Raw genomic sequence first — 22,013 nt, 5'->3', positions numbered from 1 at the left:
ACCCATTTACTTTTCGTGAAATTCGATGCCTTTCTTTATATTAACCTGTTGATATTAAAGAAAAGGTAAGAAATACCTACTTATAGATAACTTGTTGAAATAAGGAGCATTTTTAGCACTTTGGTAAGGGAGCGAACTGAATGAGACGACAAATTTTTGTGTGTTTTAGCAGATTCTAAAATCCATAGCCATAATTGGCGTAGAAGTCGTAAGAGCTATAGAAAGGATTATAGCTTCCACTAAACATTCTCTGATTAGAGAGATCAAGCTTTTCCATGTACCAATCATAGTACTGTTGTTGATAGGCGAGTTGTTGCTGTTGAACTCGGCCCGTGTAAATGTATCCAGGAAGTTGGGCCCTTAATTGCTGAGTAGAGATCATTGGCCCAATGAAGGCATACGAATTCTGAGCAGCATACATCGCAACTTGAGGCCAGAAGCTCTTTCTGTGCTGGCGCTTGACCATTCGTTCTGAGACAGGGTCCCAGTCGAAGTACTCATTACTTTTAAGTTCAACACTACTATCGGCAAATGATTTTGTTTTTAAGTTACACGTTCGAACATGAAGAGCTCGACAGGCATAATCAAACTCGTCGCCACGGCTATCCTCATCATTTCCACTTGCACCATTTTCGACAACAGCTCCATTACAGCGCTTGTTTTTCTTTTCATGGCAGTAATCTAGTAGGTAGCGATCAGTCATGCGAAAATCATTAGGCTCTTGCTCACCATAAAAGTAGCGAGAGTAATCCTCTGTAATAATCTTATCATCGATACCATCACTTAGTTTTGTGAGAATCGAAATACCTTCATTACCCGTTTCAAGAGCTGGCATACAAGAGATATTAGCTTCTTTAAAGCCACTACAGTTTAGCTTATAAGTTTTTAAGTTAAGGGCCTTTAGAACTTCTAAGTCCTTCATTGGTCTTGTTGTGAAAATTGCTGCAATCTGCTTCTCAACGTCACCCAGCGCTTCTTCACGCTCTTTTATCTTTTGACTTAAAGCTTCGTCATTTAATTCACTTTCAACACAGCCATATAAAATATCTGTCGTTGAACCACCCGGAGTTCCAGGGCAAAGCTCTGCGAGATTATCTGCTAAAATTTCACCAAAGTTATGATTACTCTTACTTGTTTTGTTTAAGGCAGATACTTTATCATTAGCATCTTTTAAGAATGAATGAATTTTATTCTTAAGATCATCTCTTCTTTTTTCGTCGGCCTTCTTCTCTTCCTCGCTAGGGTAGAGTGAAATGCTATCAAGTGTATTGTAATTACCAATGGCCGCTCTAGAGTCATTGATAGCAGTTTTTATTTTTTCTAAGTCTTTGCTCGCGTCACACTCTTTTATTTTCACACGACAGCTCTTTAGACTTGTCAGTGCTGAAGATAAGTCACTAAATGACTGATCAGAGATACCACTATCTAAGTAGAAGGAAGCATAAGAACCTTTTTCAGTATTAAAGATATTTGGATCTTTGTTATGATCAAAAGTGTCTTCGTATAATTTTAAAATTGTATTTTCGTAGTAATGCTTTAATTGATCGTTGTGCGAAAGTAAATTTAAGCTATTGCCCGAAGTGTTGATTTTTATAGAAGGAGTTCCTTCTTTTGTCGTTGTTAATGCAACATTAACAGTATCGTCCTTTAGGGCCTCTAGGTGAGCTTCTAGGAAATTGTTTGCATCATTTTCTGTTGCACTTCCAGCATAAATTTTTTGTAAGATTACACCATAGTTATTGATTGTATCCTTGGCCATATCTTCATAGCCTTGATCCATCTCAAAGTTTCCTGTGAAATCATTGAAGACCTCGCATTCTTTTTGTACGCTTGCATCTCTGCCACGACACGCAGATTTAACATAAGAGTAGAGATCCTTCCCATTTCCATCTTTAAGATGATTAAAGAGTTTTACGAAAGCATTTTCTTCTTTGTTATTCTCAGCGATACTTGCAGCTTGCTTCTTTGCTAAGGCCGATACAGTCGAGTGAATGACTGCATACTTTGTCACAGCTTGAGTGTGTGTTTCAAGCTCTTTTAGCGCCTGTGCAGTATTAGTATCAAAGAGTTTAGCGACATCAAGTACCTCGGCTTCTTTTTTAAAGCTTAGGTATTCATTACGAATTTTCTTTAATGATCTCAAGGCCACTACTTGTGCCATTTGAGCATCGCGAATTTTTTTGAGTTCGATAAGTGTTGGAGAGTCCGCCTTATCATCTTTTTTCATTTGATCTTGTTTTTCATGGATGGCAGAGATTTCATTTTCAAGATCTGTACACATATCAGAGGCCATCGCATTGAAGGCCAATGTACCGATAAGCACTGTATTGAAAATATTTTTAAAAAGTCTCTTCATCTCTTAACTTAAGTATAAAGTAATTTACACTATCTCCACTAACGCCTCTTCGACATTTCAAGTGGAAAACTTTAGTATGAGAAGTGATTTCGGAGTCTTAGCCGTGTCCGCCGGCCATGAAGGCTTGAGTTAGATCCAATTTCTTGTGATCATTTTTTATGGCATCGAAATATTCGCGAGTTACCTTCATCGTTTCTTCGATATCAGGTGTTTGGAACATGACATTTCTAAAGTGAGTTACATTTGGAAAGCCTGCGGCCATCCAAACGATATTCTTTCTAAGTGTGATAAGAACAGTTCTTTCTCGATCAGTGTACTCTTCCATGTATTCACGGAATCTTTCGATAACTTCAAGATAGTCACTTGGTGTGAATGTAATCTCATCATCTTCGTTTAAGAAGCTCTCGAGAAAAATAAATGGATTTCTAAGAGGTCCACGTCCAAGCATCAGTGCCTGACAGCGAGTTGCCATTAGGCGCTGCTTTGTCATAGGGGCCGAGTGAAGATCTCCATTTCCAATAATTGGCAGGGGAGATGTTTCAGCAATACTCTCTAAAAGATCCCAATTTGCTAATCCTTTATAGGCCTGAGTTCTTGTTCTACCGTGGATAGCAACGAATTCAACACCTTCTTCTTTTGCAATATGAATAACTTCCCCAGCATTAATTGAATTCTCATCCCAACCAGTTCTAATCTTAATTGTTAAAGGTACTTCGATTGCATTCTTCATTTGGTTGAAGAATTTTCCAAGCTTAGAAGTATCTTTTAAAAGAGCAGATCCTCCGCCTTTTGTGACAACTTTACGAACAGGACAACCCATATTGATATCGATAAATTTCGGCTGTCTTTCTTCGGCCACTTTTGCGGCTTCGGCCATGGCCGTTCCATCTTCACCAAATAGCTGCAGACCAATATTCTTCTCTCGTGGGTGAATCTCAAGCATTTTCACCGTCTTTTCATTCTTGTAGTTAATCCCGTGACAGCTCACCAATTCACTTACTGTCCCACCACATCCTAGCTCTTCCATCAATAAACGATATGGAGCTGTGCAAATACTACTCATTGGAGCAAGTAGAAGTGGTGAATCAAATGAAATATTACCAAGTTTGACCTTTGGGCGACGTGCCATTAGAGTGTCAATCTTAGCTTGAAGAGATGGTGAAAAAGTGCGATTATTGGCCATGCGTTTATTTAGCAAGTAGCTAGAATTAGGTCAACATATTTCAATAATTTGGAAATAATTACTAATGTTTTTTGAAAATCCAAGAGGATATATTGTTTTTGATTGCGACGGTACTTTAGTTTCATCTAAAGAGGCCGTAATCTGCGCTGTGGCCGAGATGATGACGATTATTTTAAATCGTGATGTCACGATCGAAGAGGCCCGTTCAAAATATGGGCCAGATCTTGTTTACACAGCAAATCAGTTTGGTCTTGATCCTGTGAACTCTGAACTACAAAGAAACAAGCTCATGACGACTTGGAAAGAAGTGACGGCAAAGCAGAGCAATAACTACAAACTCTTTGATGGAATGAAGAGACTAATTTTAGATCTTCTTGATCACGAATTTCAACTCTATGTTTGGACGGCACGTGATCGCAGATCAACGTTAAGAATTTTAGACGACCAAAATGTCCTTCAGCATTTTTTAGAGTTACGATGTCTTGATGATACGACTCCTAAGCCACACCCGCAGGGGTTAAGTGAGATGCTTGAAGATATGCCAAAGAATAAGATTCTTATGATTGGTGATAGCTACACGGATACTCAAGGAGCAAAGGGTTTTGGGGTTGAATCAATTGGCGCTCTATGGGAGAGTGGGATAACTAAAGATGGCTTTGGTGAGCATAGTGCTGACTACTGGGCCACGCACCCAAGTGAATGTTTAGATATAATTTTGAATAAAATAAAATAAGGACGACAAGAATGTTTGATAATTTAAGTGATAAGTTTTCAGAAGCGTTTAAGAATATCTCGGGTAAGGGAAAGATTACTGAAAGCAATATTGAGGATACTCTAAAACTTGTAAAGACTGCACTGCTAGAAGCTGATGTTAACTTTAAGGTTGTAAAGAATTTCATTAACAACGTTAAAGAAGAAGCTCTTGGTGAGAAAGTTATCAAAGGTGTTAATCCTGAAGAACAGTTCATTAAAATCGTTCACGATGAACTTGCAAAAACGATGGGAGACACAAATACTGAGCTTAACTTTGTTGAAGGCGGTATTACTCCAATTCTAGTTGTTGGTCTAAATGGTCAAGGTAAGACAACATTCTCTGGTAAGCTTTCACTTTTCCTAACAAAGAAAGAAAAGAAGAACGTTCTTCTTGTTCCTGCCGATACTTTCAGACCTGCCGCTAAAGATCAGCTAATTACTCTTGCTAAGTCAATGAATATGGACTGGTTCGATTCTGATCTAGGAAAGCATCCGAAAGATATTGCAGCAGAGGCAATGGCCTATGCAAAAGAGCACGGTAAAGAAATTGTTATCATTGATACGGCCGGACGTCTTCACGTTGATGAAGAGCTAATGGGACAAATTAAAGAAGTTCGTCAAAGCCTTGAGGGACTTAATCCTGAAGTTCTTATGGTTGCAGATGCAATGACAGGTCAAGAGGCCGTAAACGTTGCTAAGAGCTTCCACGAAGCTGTAGGGCTTACTGGTGTCGTACTTTCAAAAATGGACTCTGATGCTCGTGGTGGTGCCGCACTTTCAATCAAGCACGTAACTGGAGTTCCAATCAAGTTCATCTCTACAGGTGAGAAAATGAAAGACCTTGAACTCTTTCATCCGGATCGTCTGGCTGGACGAATTCTTGATATGGGAGATGTTCTAACTCTTGTTGAAAAAGCAGAAGCTGCAATAGACAAAGATGATGCTGAAGGCATGATGAAACGTTTAGAGAAAGGAAAGTTCTCTGTAAACGACTTCATGAAACAAATGGATATGATGAAGAACTTAGGTTCAATGGCATCAATCATGAAGATGATCCCTGGAATGGGGGGCATGCTTAAGCAAGTAGGGGATTTAACACCTGCTGAAAATGAAATGAAAAGAATGCGCGTTATCATCAACTCGATGACAAAAAAGGAACGCGACAATTATAAGATAATGAAGGATTCTCACATCAAGCGTATTGCTCGTGGTTCTGGAAATACAGAAGCACAGGTTCGTGACTTTATCGCTAAGTTTAAGCAGATGGAGCAGATGATGGGTGGCCTTTCTCAAATGATGAAAGGTGGAGCGATGCCGGGGATGCCTGGTATGCCAGGAATGGGGGGAGGTGGAATGCCTAATCTTCCTGGATTTGGTGGCAAGAAGAAAAAGCCTCGCAAGAAGGGCGGCCCTTGGGGCGGTGGCTTCTTTTAATTCTTTAGGTCTCACTCCGTCTGCTGCGCCTGACTTCGGTCGGCGTAGCAAACTACGCCTTCCCTCGTCTTACGCTAGCATCCGAAGCAAGCCTTAAAGAATTAAATATCATTTCAAAATTTGTTTTGCGGCTTTGCCGGTGGCTCGGGCTGCGCCCATCGCTTTTGCTAGAGCTTCGCTCGTCGCTGCTGGGACTTCGTCCATCGCTGTGGCTTGGGCTGCGCCCATCGCTTTTGCTAGAGCTTCGCTCGTCGCTGCTGGGACTTCGTCCATCGCTGTGGCTCGGGCTGCGCCCATCGCTTTTGCTAGAGCTTCGCTCGTCGCTGCTAGGACTTCGTCCATCGCTGTTGCTCCCATCGCAAAAAAAAAGCGACACCGGAGTGTCGCTTAGAAGTATTGAATTACTTTAGGATGTATGGAGTAATTGTCGACTCTTTTCTGTCGTGACAGATGTCGTAGCTGTACTCTCTAAGTAGTGAAACTTTTGTGATTTTTACTTCTCTGTATTTTGCTTCAAAGTTAACTTCAAGCTGCGCATCGAAAACATAGTTGAATGCTTCAAATTCGTCACATTGGTAACCATTAGCAACAACGTCTCTGTCTAGAGATCCTTGAACTTTGTATAGGTAATCTGAACCAACAACTTCGCGCTCAACGATCTTTCCAGTGAATGACTTTAGTTCACCGTTAAGTACTGCTCTAAAAGTAACAGTTCTAGCAAAGATGTCTGAGTTTAGATGCTCAACATCTGTAAGTGTAATTGTTTCTAGAGCTTTGTAGTCATAGCTAGCTTCAGAAGCTACAGTGTTTGAAAGTTGGTAAGTATTAGCAAATGCTGTAAGTGTAACAAAAAGTGCGATAACAAGTTTCATAATAATCTCCGAGTTTTATTTATGCTGGTTAAGTACCAACCAAAGACTCAAAAGAAAAGTTTGGTTTCTGTTAAGATTTGAATATTAGGAAAAGAAAAGACGTGGCACAAGTGCCACGCCAGATACTTAGAGAAATAGAAGTCAGGCTCGCGTACCTGATTCTATGAAAAGTTATATATAGTAGTTGGATAAAAGATATAGCGACACACCAGAAGCGAATGTTCTAGCAAATCAATTTCAATATCCCCCTACAGATATATCTAAATTTTATTTGTAGTAACAATTAATTGACCGAATGAAAAGAAGAAAATTTATTTTGGAATCGCGGCAAGATTCAGGGGCCTTGCCGCGAAGTGTGTTCTCTAGACCTGATTACTCTATGCAATTGTAATTAAGTGGAGAGGAAATTGTTCTTGTGTTCTCAATGAAAATAACAATAACAACTCCACTTGCAAAGTTGAGATTCTGTTAAGATTTAAAAGAAGTAATAACCGATATCCAATGTAACTGTTCCACGCTTGTGAAAGTCGTCAATGATAAGAGCATGGTCATTGTCACCTGATTGGGCCGCAGTGTAAGTTGCATAAAGTTCAACAAATCCATCACCCTTGGCATATCTTAAATAGGGTAGCCAAGCGACGAAACGATCGTCACCAGCTTTTCTGTCACCATCTCTGTGGTCAGTATACCACTCGCCACCAAAGCCAAGAGACCAGTTGTCATTAAAGTTGTAAAAAGCAAAAGTTCCAAACATTGTACGCCATGCATTTGCATTAGGATTCCTTCCATTCTTATTGTAAACCTGCAAGTAAGTATTCGCTTCTAAAGTTAGCTTTCCGTTAGCGACTGTTTTTGATGATAGGAAATAGGCCCTATGATATGAGTCGTATCCACTGTTGCGATCTTCACCATCAAAAATATAATTTCGGTTTTGAAAGTTTAAGTTAATTCCGTGCTTATCTTCAGTTAGGATATTGTTTACGTACCATCTTAATGATGAGTAAGCGTATTCTCCTTGAAGTGTTTTCTTTCCTTCTTGTCCTATATATTGAGTGTATACAGGAACCCAACGAATATTCTGATTCTTTGATAGGTTTAAACGAAAGTAGAAGAGGTGATCCATTGTAATACCATCTCTATCTTTTGAATTGATCTCTGCGTATGTAGAGTTTAAATAAAGAAGTTTAAAATTCTTTGATAGGGAATCAAGAAAAGAAGCTTCTTCGATTGAGATTTCATTGACCTGCGCATAGGTTATATTAATGACCAATGAAAGTAGTAATGTTGCTATCTTTTTCAAATATGCCTCCAAGCTTACTTAAATAGGGTTCGACCCTGAACTTAGAGGGAGTATGATAGTTAATTGAATTAATCACAAAAAGATGTGGGTGAAGTTAGTGAAGGTTCACTTTCTTTACCCACAATTGAGTATATTATTTACACTTTGAGAACTTAGATTCAATTGAAACTTGAACATCGTTCCAAGTTTTCCCTTCGTGAAGGGCAAGACATGCTTTATTGATAGCAGATAGGTTTTTTCCTAGAGCAAAATCAAGAACATCAATTGTTCCTTCTGCCTCTAGCTCACCATCTTCGATATCGTATTTCATTGGAACCTTGATTGTTTTTCCACCTAAAGTCATATCTACATAAAGGTAGTTGCTATCAACTTTATTAACAACACCTGAGATTTTCATATCTTGAAAAAAGAATTTCTCAATCTTTGCATCACGAGAAGCATCTTTTGTGTGAACAGAGTTTACGTCAATTGTAAAACGTGCACCACGAATTAGATCCTCAATAGAACCTTGTTTCTTCGTAGTCTTGATGTCGAATTTTTTAAATTCACCTTTTACACCAACTTTTTTTGCAGTCTTGTATGCTTCCCACTTTATCTTCGTATTTGCGTTACTAACTTCGAAACAGTTTGCAAATGTCATACTAGAAAAGAGGAGCCCAGCAATAATAAATTTCATTGTCTTTCTCCTTTGAATTAGATACATCAAGTATATGAAACAAAATGATTATCCGAAAGATTTTTATGTAACTTTACAAAATAATGACAATCTCATTGGTCAAATTGAAGTTAATAAAACATCTCGTGGATTCAATGCAGATATTGCAATCGTCTATAAAGAAACAAAAAAGATTTTCAAACACGTGGATCAAGTTTTTAACGCAGAAGATGAAACTGAAGCTTGTGATATTGGGATGATGAAATTGTCTCGTTTCTTGAAGTCAGTGAAGTCAATTTAATAACACAAAGACAATGTGTGTCAGTCATAAATATGACATCGCCATTTTATGAAACTACGTACTATTAATGCCTTTTCGCTGCGTCAGTGGTTTTGAAAAGTTGGCACGGGCCTTGCTTATATATAAACGTGTGTGTGTTGGAGCAGAAGAAAGGATTTTTTCACTCCGTCAAAAATGTCTCTCTTTAAGAAGCCGGATCAGTGATCCGGCTTTTTTTTTGGAAGCGGCATTTGCCACGATGGCAAAATGACGCTGAACAACGCCGACCGACCAGTATGGGAGGTCAGGTGAACCAACTATGCAATCTAGAAAACACCCTTACCAAATTACCACCCAACCGCAACACTTCACGAAGTGAAGTTAGCAATTCCTGTAAACCAGCAAACCCAATACCAAACATAGACATTCCAGTACCTAGCAATTAAACTTTTCTAATCTAAATATTTTCCTAAGGGTCATAATGCAAAAGTTTAGCTACTTAATCTTTCTATCTTTATTAATTATTACTTCGTGCTTTTCTCAAAAGGAAGAAGACTGGGGAGTAACGTCAGATAAACTGGCCGAAGAGTTTACATTTGCGCTTTCTGATTTAAATCCTGAAATAGGCTCATCATTTGGTTATGAACAATATGATAAGTTAGGGACAAACCCCCGAATGGAGCTGGATGAAGCTTATGATAAGTTGTTTATTCAGTGGATTGAAAAACTAGAGAAACTAGAAGAGAAAACTGAGTTAGGTAACCTTAAGGTAGATTATGAGATTCTTCTAAGTGTTATCAAGAGAATGAAGAATCGAGTTGATACTTCAAGACGTCTTGGAGTTATCGGTGCTTCTAATGTTTCTGAATCAATCTATCAATCACTTTTTGGCTTAATTAATCCTCAATCTCCAAAGCATCGAAAGGAAGCAGGGGTTGATCGCTTTAAATACTATATGTCTGAAAAAGGTAAGAAGTCTTATGTAATGGGAATGCTTAGTGAAGAGAAGCGATACCTTGCTCTTTATAAAGATAAAATTTATCCATTCATAGGGGAAGTTACAAAGAACCTCGAAAATTCTCCGGCCTACGTTGCAGGAGTAAAGCAACTGCTTGAATCAAGTGGCCGTACTGATTGGCAGAAGGAATATGAATTATTTCAAAAACAAGTTCTTGAGTATGATGCATTCATAAGAAGCGAAATTCTTCCACATGCACGACAAAATCCAAATTTACCAAAAGAGCTATATCAAGTTGCCTTAGGTGATGCTGGTGTTGATATTGGTGCGGATGAGTTAATTAAAATTGGAAAGAAAGACTTTGATGAGCTTTATAAAGAATACCAGAAATTAGCATCTCAAATTGCAAAGAAAAATAATCTAAAAAAAGAAGATCCTCTTTCGGTTATTACATTTCTAAAGAAGAAGCAGGTAACAAAGCTTGATGATGTTCAGAGGCTTTATGAAAGAGCTGCAGATAAGTTGGAAAAAATAATTGCAGAAAATGATCTTGTTTCACTACCTAAGCAGAAGTTAGTGATTCGAATGGCCGGGGATGCTGAATCGAGAGCGCAACCTGTTCCTCACTTAAATCCTCCGCCACTAATTGGAAACGACGGAAGTATTAAGCCTGAGTTTGTTGTACCGACGTCTTCAACAGGAAGCCTTCCTTTTGATGACTTCTCTTATGAAAGTGCTGCAACTGTTCTAACTGCACATGAGGGGAGACCAGGGCATGATCTACAATTTAGTCGTATGCTTGAAGAGAGGACTTCCTTAATTCGCGCACGTTATGCAATGAATTCTGTGAATGTAGAGGGATGGGCATTATATGCGGAAGATCTTGTTTATGATTATCTAACTTTAGAAGAGAAGTTTGCAGGCCTTGAAATGAGACTTTGGCGTATTGCTCGCTACTTTCTTGATCCAAGTGTGCAACTTGGAATGGCGAGTGCTGAAGATGTCGTTGAGGTTTTTCACAATAAGCTTGGTGTTTCAAAAGAGATGTCAATGCTTGAGTTTCAGCGTTATGCATATAGATCTCCGGGGCAAGCAACGGCTTACTACCACGGATTAAAAAAAATTAGGGGACTTAAGGCATCAATTGAAAAGGATTACGGAAGAATTAAGCTTAAGTGCTTTAATGATACTCTTTTATCCTTTGGACTTATGCCACACGACTTAATTCTTCTTTTTAAGGATAAGTTTAAGTCGTGTAAGATTTAGGAAGTTGAAAGTTTGACGTGTCAAACACTCTTTCCTAATATTTTGAAAATTAATTTTTTGGGACACACACAAAATGAAAAATTTATTTATCCTCACATTGGCACTGAGCGCTTTTGCAGTCCAGGCCGACCAACTTGATATTAAGTTAAAGCGCTATATTGAGCGCTTTTCAATGAAGGCCGTTGAGAAGCCAACAGGAAAGAATCCACAAATTTTTAAATTAGGAAAAGAGCTCTTTAATGAGAAAGAGATTTCTGGAAATCGCAATATTAGCTGTGCCGATTGCCATATGCCTGAATTTGGCAGTGGTGATAAGCTTCCTGTGGGAATTGGTGAAGGTGGAAAGTGGCAAGCAGGTGAGCGCTTAATTGCTAAAGGCCATGCTATTCCACGAAATTCACAACCTCTTTATAACTTAGGTGATAAGAATATCGAATTTATGTTCTGGGATGGAAGAGTTCACTATCGTAAAGATTGGGATGTTTACACAACTCCAGTTGAAGCCTTAAATGGTGATTATCCTGAACGATGGGATATTACTGAAAATCTTGGAAGTGCCCTTGCTGCGCAAGCTCTTTTTCCAATTACTTCTCATGAAGAAATGAGAGGCGTTAAGGGAAGCAATGACATTGCCAACGCCGTAAACGAAGAAGCAGTTTGGAAGATCGTTATGGGAAGACTTTTAAAGATGCCTAAGTATCAAAAGTTGTTCAAAGAAGCCTATCCAAGGACTCCAAAAGCTGAACTTAATATTGGCCACTTTGGTCAGGCCATTGCTCATTTTGAAACACATGAATTTGCAGTATATGAAACGGCGTGGGATGAGTACTTAAATGGCAACCGCTTTGCTCTTAATCAAGAGGCCAAGCGTGGTGCAGTTGTCTTCTTTGAAACTGGAAGCTGTATCGGATGTCATACAGGGACACTTCTTGGTGCGAATATGTTTGCAGCAGTAGCTTCGCCGCAGATAGGGCCAGGTAAGAATGATCCGAGAAGAAATGATGAAGGGCGATTTCTTGTAACCAAGCGAGAAAGTGATCGCTATAAATTTAGAGTTCCACCTTTAAGAAATATTGCATTAACCGCTCCTTACTTTCATTCGGGCGCATATGGGAGCCTTGAGGAAGTTGTTGAACATTACCGAACAGGTGTTACGGCAATTGATCAGTATGACAGCTCTTGGTTACTAAGCACTTTTAAGAAGAATTTTGGAAAGAATCTCTTTGTTGAAACAAATCAATATATGCTCTTTAAAAAGAAAGATGCAGCAGACATGATCCTTAAAGATCAATTGATTCGTATCAATGACTCGCAAAAAAGCGATTTAGTCTACTTTTTGAAGTACGGATTAACTGATAAGAAAGATCTCCAGAAAATTATGCCTTAAAAAATTGGTAGCGAAATTTGTATAAACAAGCAGATTTCGCCCATATTTCATTAATATCTTCGCAACGTGTTACAATAACTATTGTCGCGTTAAACTTATGGGGAAGTTGATGAAAAAGTTGATTTTATTTTTAAGCATAGTCGCAATTTCAAGCACTTATGCTCTTGTAACAGATGAGAATTACGAAGGAGTGACGGATGTTCAATTCGATGTTGTCCGTTCATTTGATATTCTTGATCCTGAAACAGGTTACTCCCACCGAATTGATGCCCCAAAGAGAGGAAGTGATAAGAGTATAAAGGTTCGTATTGTTGGTCAAAATAATTGGGCCTATCGAATTAAACTTGAAGTCGACGGAGTTGAGCAAGATAAGACTTATCATGTAACGAAACGATATCTTAAAGAGGCCCTTGATATGGCAACGGCCTACAACTATATCCGCTTAAACCGTACTATTGATGAAGTAGGGAATCCTCCAATTGAGCCTTGTGAAGGTAGTGATATTTTATCTGAAAACCGTCCTGTTTATGTTGGCGAAATTTTTGAAGAGCCTAAGAATATCATTACAAGTAATCAAAAGTGGAAGGCCGGTTGCGAGGTCTTAGAAAACCGTAATTCATTAACTTCAAGCGATAGCAATACTAAGTCAAAGCTTGGACAATGTATTAGGAGTATCCAAAACTCAATTACACGTCAGGGTTCTTTAAAAAATCGTGGGCAAATATTTAAAAACCTCTACCGTTATTTAAGACCGGAAGAGCAGCACTTTGCCGCTATGATCTTTACTGCTCAAGGTGAAGCTGGAATCCTTGTTCGTGATATCAATGGTGGTGAAAGACACCCTGAAGAAATGATGATGATCATGAAGGTTATTGATAATCGTGTTCGTAACTCGAATGAAGATGCATCTCGTGCTGGTAAAGAAGGTAGTACGACTGCTCTCGATATTGCTTTAGATCCATGGCAATTCTCGATGTATAACCATAATGAAGATAATTGGAGACAAATGATGCTTCCTGGTCGAAATCAAGAGTTTGATACGGCCATTGATGCTTATATGAAATTTGGAACGGCCAATTTTAAGCCGAAGCCAGATGTTGATCATGTTTACCATTACCATGCAAACTGGATGCTTCCAACGAATGATGCTTGGGGAGATAACTTTAGAGCAAATCAAGATAATTGGGAGTTAAATGTTCAAGTTGATGGAAATCTTCTAAGACAGCCAAACCCAATGTATAATGAAAACAATGCAAGTGATCGTAAGAAGATTGCGAAAAGTTGGAAAAGACAACGCCATATTTTTTATAAACCAATCGATACAGATGGAAAGATCGTTGATGGCGACGATTGGCATTGGACTGTAAAGAAACCGTTTAGGTCATAATGAAAAAGATACTATTAATTACAACATTTCTATTTCAAACAATTGTTAGCGCTGGTGTTAGTGACTGGTCAATTGTAAATATTAAAGGTGACTTCTGGCTTAAGAAAAAAGATTCGAAAACACTTAAGGCAAAAATCACAAAACGTACTGGAAAAAGTAAAGTTACTGAGACTAAGTCTGTTGGTGATAATTATGAATTGATAATTTATTACGCAGGTTCAGCGGGTACTTTCCAGTTAATAGATATTTACTACGCAGTCATCTTTGATAAGAAGAAAAATCAATTTATTGGAGACTACCCTTGGGAATATAAAGCTCAAGAAGGATCTAAAAAAGTTGATAATCCAAAATGGGATATTTCAAAGAAGGTCATTAAAATTAATGACCCACAAACTGACTTGAAGAAAACTATCCAATTAAGATCAAACTAAGAAATCATAAATGAGTGAGGCGAGGGCGCGTGCGTCCTTTGTCGATAACTCGTCAAATAACGGATTGTATTCGTAAATTCCTAAAATCTGTTTTTTACTCGCTGTATACTCTTTATATTGAGAAACAAGCTTTCTTAAAAACTCAAGAGGGATTCCGTCGTGATTTACAGCGCTCACACTTTGCATATCACTAGCTGCAATAGCGTCTGCATCGATACTAAAGAGAATATCACCATCATGTTTTTCGTAGATCTCTTTCATAAAGCTAGTGTCGCTAAAAGTAAGAGATAACTCTTTGAGCTTTTTCGTATCGATAATATCCATCTTCATACCATCATAATTTTGAGGCACGTTTGCATATTGATGAATTCCAATTTGCAAAATTTTGACTTCTTTCTGATTGGCCACTTGGCGAAATGGAGTCCCTGAATGATAGACATCATCACTTCTTGTATCAAGGTGGGCATCAATATTGATTAGAAGTGGATTCTTTAGTTCAACACCCATGGCAAGAGGATAGACATGGTCGTGGCCTCCACCAAGGTGAACTAATTTCTTTGCTTTTATCTTCTTTATTTTCTCGATTGATTGGGCCTGCATTTTATCAAAGTCCAACTGTCCTTGGTTGGCGATACTTATTATCCCAAGCTCACTGAGGCTATTATGATCGGCAAATTTCTTTAGCTGAGAAAGGATTACTTTTGGCCCGTGAGAGGCGCCGCGGCGGCCACCGTTTCTCACAACACCAAGGTCGTTCTCACTTAGTAGAAGAGCTTGCTGTGAATTAAAGTCATCAATTTTAAAGCGAGTGGCAATAGATTGTGATTTTCTTTTGTTAAGATTGTCATCTATTTCTTTCCAGCCCATGTAACTTCCTTTAAAGTATAACTATGCAAAAAAATTGGTATATTAATCAGTCCGGCAAAAATAAGGGACCATTCAACGCTCAAGATATTATCGACTTTTATGATAAAGGTCTAATTAAATCCTATCAACTTTGCTGGCGCAAAGGGGCCAAGAATTGGAAGCCTGTCTTTGCAGTCATTCAAGTTGCCCGTAATGAGGCCCAATCTTATTATGAGTCTAAGGTTTTAGATGAAGATCATGATCTTCCTGAGATTCCTATACACGAAGCGAAGTTCTTTGATGACTACAATGAGGATGATACTCCACCTCCTTTAGAGGAAGAGATTGAAGATGAGGACGATTTTGAACGTGAGTTAGAAGATAGTAGCGAGAAACTTGATGTCGCAGCAGACATTAAGTTACCTAGTAAGTTTCCAATTTATACAACAGTTATTGCAAGTTTTATCATAACAGTTGTTGTGGTTATCAGTTTCTACATGGCCGCAGGCCCTAAAGTGAAAGAAGTTGAGTTAAAAAATATCTCTATTAGTGCACTAAATGAATTTAAGAAGCCTGTTAGTGCAAATGATGTACATTTAATTGTTAATAAGGATATGTCTGCTCTTTATATAAAGCTTCCATTTAAAAGGAGAGTAAGTGTTGAGCTCATTCTTCATCGAAAACCTGATGAGCTACATCGTGGGGATGTTCTTGTAAAGGCCCATAATATTGGAGAAGGCGGAATTATTGAGTTTAAGGATCTAACATTAGAGGAAGGACAAAACTTCATACCTGGTTCTTATGCTGTAACTTTCATTTACGATTATCTTGGACTATTGGATAATATTAAGAGCAAATTTGGGACTGGTTCAAACCGTGAAGTTTTAGAAAAGAAAGTATTCCTTGTTCCTGAAACACGTGAAAAATATATTGCACAAATTACAAAAGTTGAGAAAAAGAAGACTGTTGCTTCAAAAAAGAATATTGCTGCAATTAATGAAAAGCTTAGAACACTAGAGGCCCTCATTTCTTCGATGTCAATTCACTATCGTCTTTCTCTTAGTCAGGTTAGTGGATGGTTGGCTCATAAAGAATTTAAGCAACGATATGCAAAAAATATTGCACCTTTGTTACAGAGTATTATTTTATCGAATTATGATCTTAATGATGCAAGACTTTCTAGTGAAGAGAGGAAACTTGAAAATGAAATACACTCTTTGGGTAAAGATATAAGTGCTTGGAGTGTGAAGCTTACTGATAAGCTGTCTCGCTATGGAATGCTAAATAAGAAAAAGCGTCTCTACCTAAGAAAGTTTATGGATGATGACCGCGTGATTTTTCAGTCTTCAAAGAATGATATTCAAGCAGAAATTCAAAAGCTACTCTAAGTCTACTGGAATATACTTTCCGCGCTCATTTTGCGTAATCTTTGCACTGGCATATTTAGGGTCATGTTCAAAAATTACGCGAAGATCTTTTTCTACAATCATCTTTAGAAATTCAATCTTATCAACAGTCGTCTGCCCAGGAGCAATGTCATAGCCCATTACCCAAGGCACGTGAACGTGATTTGATGTTGGGATTAGATCGGCAAGATAGATATATTCATTTGTATATGGGTGTATAAGGTGAGGAGTATGGCCATAAGAGCACTTAAAACGAAGGCTATCATTACTTAATTTTAAAATTTCACCTTCTTTTCCAGTGAGCCAGTGAACACGTCCAGCTTTATCAAACCTTTCAATTGTTTCTTTAAAGTATTGCTTATGAAAAGAGCCACTATCTCTTAACGTTGGATTAAGTGCATATTCCCAGTGGTCTTTGTGAAGGTGAATCGTAGCGTTTGGAAAGACCGGTGCAAATTCACCATTTTCATCTTTATATACCATCCCACCAACATGGTCGAAGTGTAGGTGAGAGATCACAAGGTCTGTCACATCTGCACAATCAATTCCCTTGTCGGCAAGTGCCTTCTTTAAAGGAGAGTGTTCTTGGCGAACATCGAATTGCTCATCAAACTTTTCACCGTGATAATCGCCAATTCCCGTATCTGTTATAATGATGCGATCTTGGTCCTTGATGATCCAAAGTCTTAGGTCGAGGTCAATGCGGTTGTCATTATCCGCAGGATGAACCTTGTTCCATAATGGTTTTGGAATAATGCCGAACATGGCACCACCGTCTAATCTAAATTTACCAGGGCTAATAAGTATGTTTTCCATGTCATAATTGTGCGAAAGTTTAGAAATTGCTACAAGACTGTAAGCGTTATATTGTGAATAAATCTTCAGTTCTAAATCTTAATCATTTAATGCACAAAAAACTTGGGGAAAATGACACGACTCACCTAGAAAGATATGGTCTTGCCCTCTATTATAAGCCAGTAAAATCATGAATATTTCATAGACAAAAAACTTAGGAGTTTTAATGAACGTACATGAGTACCAGGCCAAGGGTTTAATGAGAGATATGGGCCTGAAGGTTCTTAGAGGTGAAGTAGCGAAGACTGTTGATGAAGCAGTTGCTGCTGCAGAAAAATTAGGTGGAAATATTTGGGTTGTTAAGGCTCAAATTCACGCAGGTGGGCGTGGTAAAGCAGGTGGTGTTAAGCTTGCAAAGTCAATCGAAGAAGTTCGCTTACACGCTGACGATATTCTAGGTAAGACTCTTGTTACTCACCAAACTGGTCCAGAAGGAAAGAAAGTACACACACTATTCATCGAAGAAGGATGTGACATCGAGCATGAGTACTATGCTGGTGTTGTTCTAGACCGTGCAACTGGTAAAGTTACAATGATGGCCTCTGAAGAAGGTGGAGTTGAAATTGAAGAAGTTGCTCACAATACTCCAGAGAAAATTATTAAAGTAGCAATCGATCCAGCAGCTGGGTTCACTCCATTTGTTGCTAGAAAGCTTGCATACGGAATTGGTCTTAAGACAAAAGAAGAAGTGAAGGAAGCTTCAATTTTCTTTAAAGGTCTTTACGATCTATACATGAAGTATGACTGTTCAATTGCAGAGATCAACCCATTAGTAAAAACTAAGCAAGGTGATATCTTAGCACTAGACGCAAAGTTAAACTTTGATTCAAACGCTCTTTTCAAGCATCCAGAGGTTCAAGAACTAAGAGATCCAACTGAAGAAAGTGATAAAGAACTTGCAGCAAGTGAATTTGGTGCAGCATATATTGAGCTTGATGGAAATATTGGTTGTCTAGTAAACGGTGCAGGTCTTGCAATGGGTACAATGGACATCATTAAGCTACACGGTGGTGAGCCAGCTAACTTCCTTGACGTTGGTGGATCAGCAACAAAAGAAACTGTTCAAAAAGCATTCTCTCTAATTCTTCAAGATGAGAACGTAAAAGCAATTCTAGTTAATATCTTTGGTGGGATCATGAAATGTGACATTATCGCTGAAGGTGTTGTTGCAGCTGCAAAAGAACTAGAACTTACAGTTCCATTAGTAGTACGTCTAGAAGGAACAAACGTTGCTCTAGGTAAGAAAATATTAAATGAATCAGATCTTGCAATTATCGCTGCTGAAGATCTAGCTGATGCTGCAAAGAAAGCAGTTGAAGCAGCAAAAGGGGAGGCGTAATGGCCATTCTTATTAATCGTGATACAAAACTAATCACTGTTGGTTTTACAGGTAAGCAAGGTACTTTCCATTCACTACAATCAAGAGATTACGGTACTAACTTTGTTGGTGGTGTAACTCCAGGTAAAGGTGGAACAGTTCACGAAGGTTTCCCTGTTTTCAATACAATCAAAGAAGCTATGAATAAGACGGAAGCGAATGCGGCCATGATTATGGTTCCACCTCCGTTCGCAGCTGACTCAATCCTTGAAGCAATCGATGCAGAAATGCCACTTATCATTGCTATCACTGAAGGGATTCCTATCCTAGATATGGTTAAGGTAAAAGCAGCTCTTAAAGGTTCAAAATCAAGACTAATTGGTCCTAACTGTCCAGGTGTTATCACTCCAGGTGAGTGTAAGATCGGAATTATGCCAGGTCACATCCACATGCCAGGTCGTGTTGGTGTTATCTCTCGTTCAGGAACTCTTACTTATGAAGCTGTTTACCAATTAACTCAAAGAGATATCGGACAATCAACTTGTGTTGGTATCGGTGGTGACCCAGTAAACGGAACTAACTTCATCGACGTACTAGAGCTTTTCGAAAAAGATCCAGATACAGATGCTGTTATCATGATCGGTGAGATCGGTGGTTCTGCAGAAACAGATGCAGGTCGTTGGATTCAAAAGAACATGAGTAAGCCAGTTGTTTCTTTCATCGCTGGTGCTTCAGCGCCTCCAGGTAAGAGAATGGGGCACGCAGGTGCAATCATCTCTGGTGGTGATGACACTGCTGAAGCTAAGTTTAGAATTCTTGAAGAGTGTGGTGTAACTGTATCACGTTCTCCAGCTGAGCTTGGTGAGACAATGGAGAAGGTTTTAAAGAACCTTTAATTAAAGAATTTAGGAAATTTTCCGCAAGATAATTTTAAGGAGATTAAAATGGAAAGAACTTTTAGTATCGTTAAGCCAAACGCGCTTCTTGATAACAACATCGGTAACATCATTAAGAGATTTGAAGAAGAAGGTCTAAGAATCGCTGCTCTTAAACTTACTCACCTTTCAAAAGAGAAAGCTGAAGGTTTCTATATTGAGCACAAAGATAGACCATTCTTTGGTGAGCTTGTTGCTTTCATGACTTCTGCGCCAGTTGTACTTATGTGCCTAGAAGGTGAAAACGCAGTTGAAAGAAACAGAGAAATCATGGGTGCTACTAACCCAGCTGAAGCTGCTGAAAATACTCTAAGAAAGCTATATGCTAAGTCAATCGGTGAAAACGCTGTTCACGGTTCTGACTCTCTAGCTTCTGCAGAAAGAGAACTTGCTTATTTCTTCGAAAAAGATGAAATTTGTCCACGTTTCTAATTATCTTTTTATCTTAAAAGTATAATGAGAGAAGGCCTTGTCTATGACAAGGCCTTTTTTATGTTTATAAAGAGAATTTGTCGTGTTAAGTTTACGTATGAAAACTCTTGTACTGTCTTTAGCATTATTCGGGATTTCGGCATTTGCTCAGATCCCAAGACAAAAAATTAAAATAATGAATCAACGACTTCATAAAGAGCTTAAAGTTGCAAAAGTTGATTATTTTACAAATATTCCAAGTGAAGAATTTTACTTCGTCGATCCCTATCAAAAGAATAAAAAGAATAAAGCGTTGGCATTCTCTCTTGAGAATCTTTTCAAGCACTTTGCTCCAGATGCAAAGTCAGTAAAGCTAACGGCCATTAATCTTTATCAAGTTATTATCCAAAGAAATACTGAGAGGGCCAAAAAAACTTACGTCATGTATAAGCAAGATGGAAATTGGATGGAAAACTCTGACTTAGGTCCTTTAAGGGTTATCAGAAAAGGTTTAGGTATAATTCCGAATGATAAAATTACCAAAGAAGGAATAGATTGGATTTGGATGATTAATGAGATTTCTTTCATCTATGAATAAATTTTCGAATAAACACTTATTTTACAGTTTCATCGTAATTTTTATATTTGTTATCGCTGCAGGAGTAGGGGCCGGTCTTCGTATCTTTGATAAAGATGAGCCTAAGCTGTTTAATGCTCGTGTTATTTCGAGATTGTATTTTCAAGTGGTCGCAAGTATTCATGCCACTTCCCAGAACCTTGAAGAATTTAAAAAGAGTCCAAGTTCTGAAGCCCTTGAGTCCGCTTTTCTTAGGGCCGATGCAATCCTTGGTCATACAATGGCCTATAGGAGTGAAATCTACTCTCTTGCTGAATATGATACAGAGTCGTTTCTAAAATATCTCTCTGAAGTCGACCGTAGCTTTAATACTGCTAGACAAAAGATTGAAGCACTCCTTTTTAAGGTTGAGTCAAATGTGGGATATTCTTATGTTGCTAGTGACTTGAATAAAATTGATGAAGTTCTAATCATCTTAGAGCGCTTGAATAATCTAACTTTAAAGCTAGAGAGTGAGTCATGGCTGTTGTCTGCAAATGTATTTGGGGATGCTGCAGGTTCATTTGAATTTAATCGAATTGTTTTTCTCACTTCTTTAATTGGTCTATTTATTTGTCTGACCGGTTTTCTGATCATGCTTATTTTAAAGAGTAGGAGTGATGAAGAGCTAAAAGAAAAAAATGTTGAGCTGCTTAATAATTATCGACTCGCAAACCTAGGTGAGTTTGCCGCTAATGTTGCTCATGAGATCAATAATCCACTCACGGTTTTATTGTGGAGCGTAAAAAGAATTGAAAAAGTTAATAACAGCGATGGGGAAATGAAAAACTTGGCGATGATTAGAGGTCAGGCCGAGAGGATTGATCAGATCATTAAGGGGATAAAGCTTCTTTCTCAAAATTCTAATCACTTAAATAATAGCCCAATAGATATTGAAGAACTCTTTGAACACCTGCGAGAGATTATTATTCATAAATGTGTCGCTAATAATATTGTTTTGAATATTGAAGGGAGTTGCTCAGGAAGTAAGGTCTGGGGGAAAGAGGTTCAACTTCTTCAAGTTTTCACAAACTTTATTGTTAACTCTATTGATGCAATGGAGGGAATGAATAATAAGAAAATTTCGATTAAGTATAAAACTAATCTTGAAGATCAGTTACTTATTCATATTATCGATACCGGTAGGGGGATTGATCTTAAAGATCAGAAGAAGCTTTTTGCTTATATGTACACGAGTAAGCCTGGTACAGGTATGGGAATCGGACTTGCCCTTAGTTCACAGATCATTGAGTCTCTTAACGGCCATATCAAATACCTAAATAATGAGAAAAATACGACTTTTGAAATCATGTTGCCCCTTTATCGCTAATTAGTTTCTATATTTCTTTTATACTTGGTCAAAT

21 protein-coding genes are annotated in these 22,013 nt (G+C 38.2%); 13 read left to right on the top strand and 8 right to left on the bottom strand.

Features of this window, described 5'->3' with window-relative positions; all coding sequences use genetic code 11:
• Positions 1-175 precede the first annotated feature (175 nt).
• The gene (locus tag ACMAYS_RS03760) at positions 176-2,356 is read right to left on the bottom strand and encodes a hypothetical protein (RefSeq protein WP_412462770.1); all 2,181 of its coding nucleotides are present in this window, start codon (positions 2,354-2,356) and stop codon (positions 176-178) included.
• A 97-nt stretch (positions 2,357-2,453) separates the two neighbouring features.
• Positions 2,454-3,539, bottom strand: coding sequence for a tRNA dihydrouridine synthase (locus ACMAYS_RS03755; RefSeq protein WP_412462769.1), 1,086 nt, complete (start codon positions 3,537-3,539; stop codon positions 2,454-2,456).
• Between the two features lie 64 nt (positions 3,540-3,603).
• Between ACMAYS_RS03755 and ACMAYS_RS03750 the strand changes: the two genes are divergently transcribed.
• On the top strand, positions 3,604-4,272 hold the full coding sequence (locus ACMAYS_RS03750) for an HAD family hydrolase (protein WP_103216856.1): 669 nt from the start codon (positions 3,604-3,606) through the stop codon (positions 4,270-4,272).
• An 11-nt stretch (positions 4,273-4,283) separates the two neighbouring features.
• Entirely contained in the window at positions 4,284-5,726 is a 1,443-nt protein-coding gene (gene ffh / locus ACMAYS_RS03745) for a signal recognition particle protein (RefSeq protein WP_392991479.1), read from the top strand.
• Positions 5,727-5,834: 108 nt separating this feature from the next.
• Here ffh and ACMAYS_RS03740 read toward each other — a convergent pair whose 3' ends face one another.
• The 4 genes from ACMAYS_RS03740 to ACMAYS_RS03725 form a co-directional block, all read right to left on the bottom strand.
• On the bottom strand, positions 5,835-6,068 hold the full coding sequence (locus ACMAYS_RS03740) for a hypothetical protein (protein ID WP_412462768.1): 234 nt from the start codon (positions 6,066-6,068) through the stop codon (positions 5,835-5,837).
• A gap of 59 nt (positions 6,069-6,127) precedes the next feature.
• Complete coding sequence (locus ACMAYS_RS03735; RefSeq protein WP_412462767.1) at positions 6,128-6,598, bottom strand: hypothetical protein; 471 nt, start codon at positions 6,596-6,598, stop codon at positions 6,128-6,130.
• A gap of 475 nt (positions 6,599-7,073) precedes the next feature.
• Positions 7,074-7,898, bottom strand: coding sequence for a hypothetical protein (locus ACMAYS_RS03730; RefSeq protein ID WP_103216859.1), 825 nt, complete (start codon positions 7,896-7,898; stop codon positions 7,074-7,076).
• Positions 7,899-8,031: 133 nt separating this feature from the next.
• Complete coding sequence (locus ACMAYS_RS03725; protein WP_158246784.1) at positions 8,032-8,574, bottom strand: YceI family protein; 543 nt, start codon at positions 8,572-8,574, stop codon at positions 8,032-8,034.
• Positions 8,575-8,608: 34 nt separating this feature from the next.
• Here ACMAYS_RS03725 and ACMAYS_RS03720 point away from each other — a divergent pair, with 34 nt between their 5' ends.
• The 5 genes from ACMAYS_RS03720 to ACMAYS_RS03700 all read left to right on the top strand — a co-directional run bounded on the left by ACMAYS_RS03720 (position 8,609) and on the right by ACMAYS_RS03700 (position 14,262).
• Entirely contained in the window at positions 8,609-8,854 is a 246-nt protein-coding gene (locus tag ACMAYS_RS03720; protein WP_021266900.1) for a hypothetical protein, read from the top strand.
• A gap of 460 nt (positions 8,855-9,314) precedes the next feature.
• Positions 9,315-11,057, top strand: coding sequence for a DUF885 domain-containing protein (locus ACMAYS_RS03715; RefSeq protein ID WP_412462766.1), 1,743 nt, complete (start codon positions 9,315-9,317; stop codon positions 11,055-11,057).
• 73 nt (positions 11,058-11,130) lie between these two features.
• Complete coding sequence (locus tag ACMAYS_RS03710) at positions 11,131-12,444, top strand: cytochrome-c peroxidase (RefSeq protein ID WP_412462765.1); 1,314 nt, start codon at positions 11,131-11,133, stop codon at positions 12,442-12,444.
• 109 nt (positions 12,445-12,553) lie between these two features.
• Positions 12,554-13,831, top strand: coding sequence for a hypothetical protein (locus tag ACMAYS_RS03705; protein WP_103216863.1), 1,278 nt, complete (start codon positions 12,554-12,556; stop codon positions 13,829-13,831).
• Positions 13,831-14,262 (top strand): hypothetical protein, encoded by a 432-nt coding sequence (locus tag ACMAYS_RS03700; RefSeq protein ID WP_103216864.1) that lies wholly within the window; start codon positions 13,831-13,833, stop codon positions 14,260-14,262. The genes ACMAYS_RS03705 and ACMAYS_RS03700 overlap by 1 nt, the downstream gene beginning before the upstream one ends.
• Here the strand turns inward: ACMAYS_RS03700 and ACMAYS_RS03695 are convergent.
• Positions 14,254-15,129, bottom strand: a complete 876-nt coding sequence (locus tag ACMAYS_RS03695; protein WP_412462764.1) for an arginase family protein — start codon at positions 15,127-15,129, stop codon at positions 14,254-14,256. The genes ACMAYS_RS03700 and ACMAYS_RS03695 overlap by 9 nt on opposite strands.
• Positions 15,130-15,152: 23 nt before the next feature.
• On the opposite strand from ACMAYS_RS03695, the gene ACMAYS_RS03690 reads away from it, so the two are divergent.
• Positions 15,153-16,496, top strand: a complete 1,344-nt coding sequence (locus ACMAYS_RS03690) for a DUF4339 domain-containing protein (protein ID WP_103216866.1) — start codon at positions 15,153-15,155, stop codon at positions 16,494-16,496.
• Here the strand turns inward: ACMAYS_RS03690 and ACMAYS_RS03685 are convergent.
• Positions 16,488-17,330, bottom strand: a complete 843-nt coding sequence (locus ACMAYS_RS03685; RefSeq protein WP_412462763.1) for an MBL fold metallo-hydrolase — start codon at positions 17,328-17,330, stop codon at positions 16,488-16,490. The genes ACMAYS_RS03690 and ACMAYS_RS03685 overlap by 9 nt on opposite strands.
• A 205-nt stretch (positions 17,331-17,535) precedes the next feature.
• Here ACMAYS_RS03685 and sucC point away from each other — a divergent pair, with 205 nt between their 5' ends.
• From sucC to ACMAYS_RS03660, 5 genes are all read left to right on the top strand, one after another.
• The gene (sucC, locus tag ACMAYS_RS03680; protein WP_103216868.1) at positions 17,536-18,708 is read left to right on the top strand and encodes an ADP-forming succinate--CoA ligase subunit beta; all 1,173 of its coding nucleotides are present in this window, start codon (positions 17,536-17,538) and stop codon (positions 18,706-18,708) included.
• On the top strand, positions 18,708-19,583 hold the full coding sequence (sucD, locus tag ACMAYS_RS03675; protein ID WP_021266725.1) for a succinate--CoA ligase subunit alpha: 876 nt from the start codon (positions 18,708-18,710) through the stop codon (positions 19,581-19,583). The genes sucC and sucD overlap by 1 nt, the downstream gene beginning before the upstream one ends.
• Positions 19,584-19,625: 42 nt before the next feature.
• On the top strand, positions 19,626-20,054 hold the full coding sequence (ndk, locus tag ACMAYS_RS03670) for a nucleoside-diphosphate kinase (RefSeq protein ID WP_103216869.1): 429 nt from the start codon (positions 19,626-19,628) through the stop codon (positions 20,052-20,054).
• 97 nt (positions 20,055-20,151) lie between these two features.
• On the top strand, positions 20,152-20,631 hold the full coding sequence (locus ACMAYS_RS03665) for a hypothetical protein (protein ID WP_392991491.1): 480 nt from the start codon (positions 20,152-20,154) through the stop codon (positions 20,629-20,631).
• Entirely contained in the window at positions 20,624-21,979 is a 1,356-nt protein-coding gene (locus ACMAYS_RS03660; protein WP_412462762.1) for a sensor histidine kinase, read from the top strand. The genes ACMAYS_RS03665 and ACMAYS_RS03660 overlap by 8 nt, the downstream gene beginning before the upstream one ends.
• The last annotated feature ends 34 nt before the right edge of the window (positions 21,980-22,013 follow it).

Origin of the sequence: Halobacteriovorax sp. RT-2-6 (assembly GCF_047085025.1) — a bacterium.
Lineage (GTDB): Bacteria > Bdellovibrionota > Bacteriovoracia > Bacteriovoracales > Bacteriovoracaceae > Halobacteriovorax_A.
The sequence above is the reverse complement of the archived record's forward strand: the minus strand, read 5'-3'. Positions and strand labels throughout refer to the sequence as shown.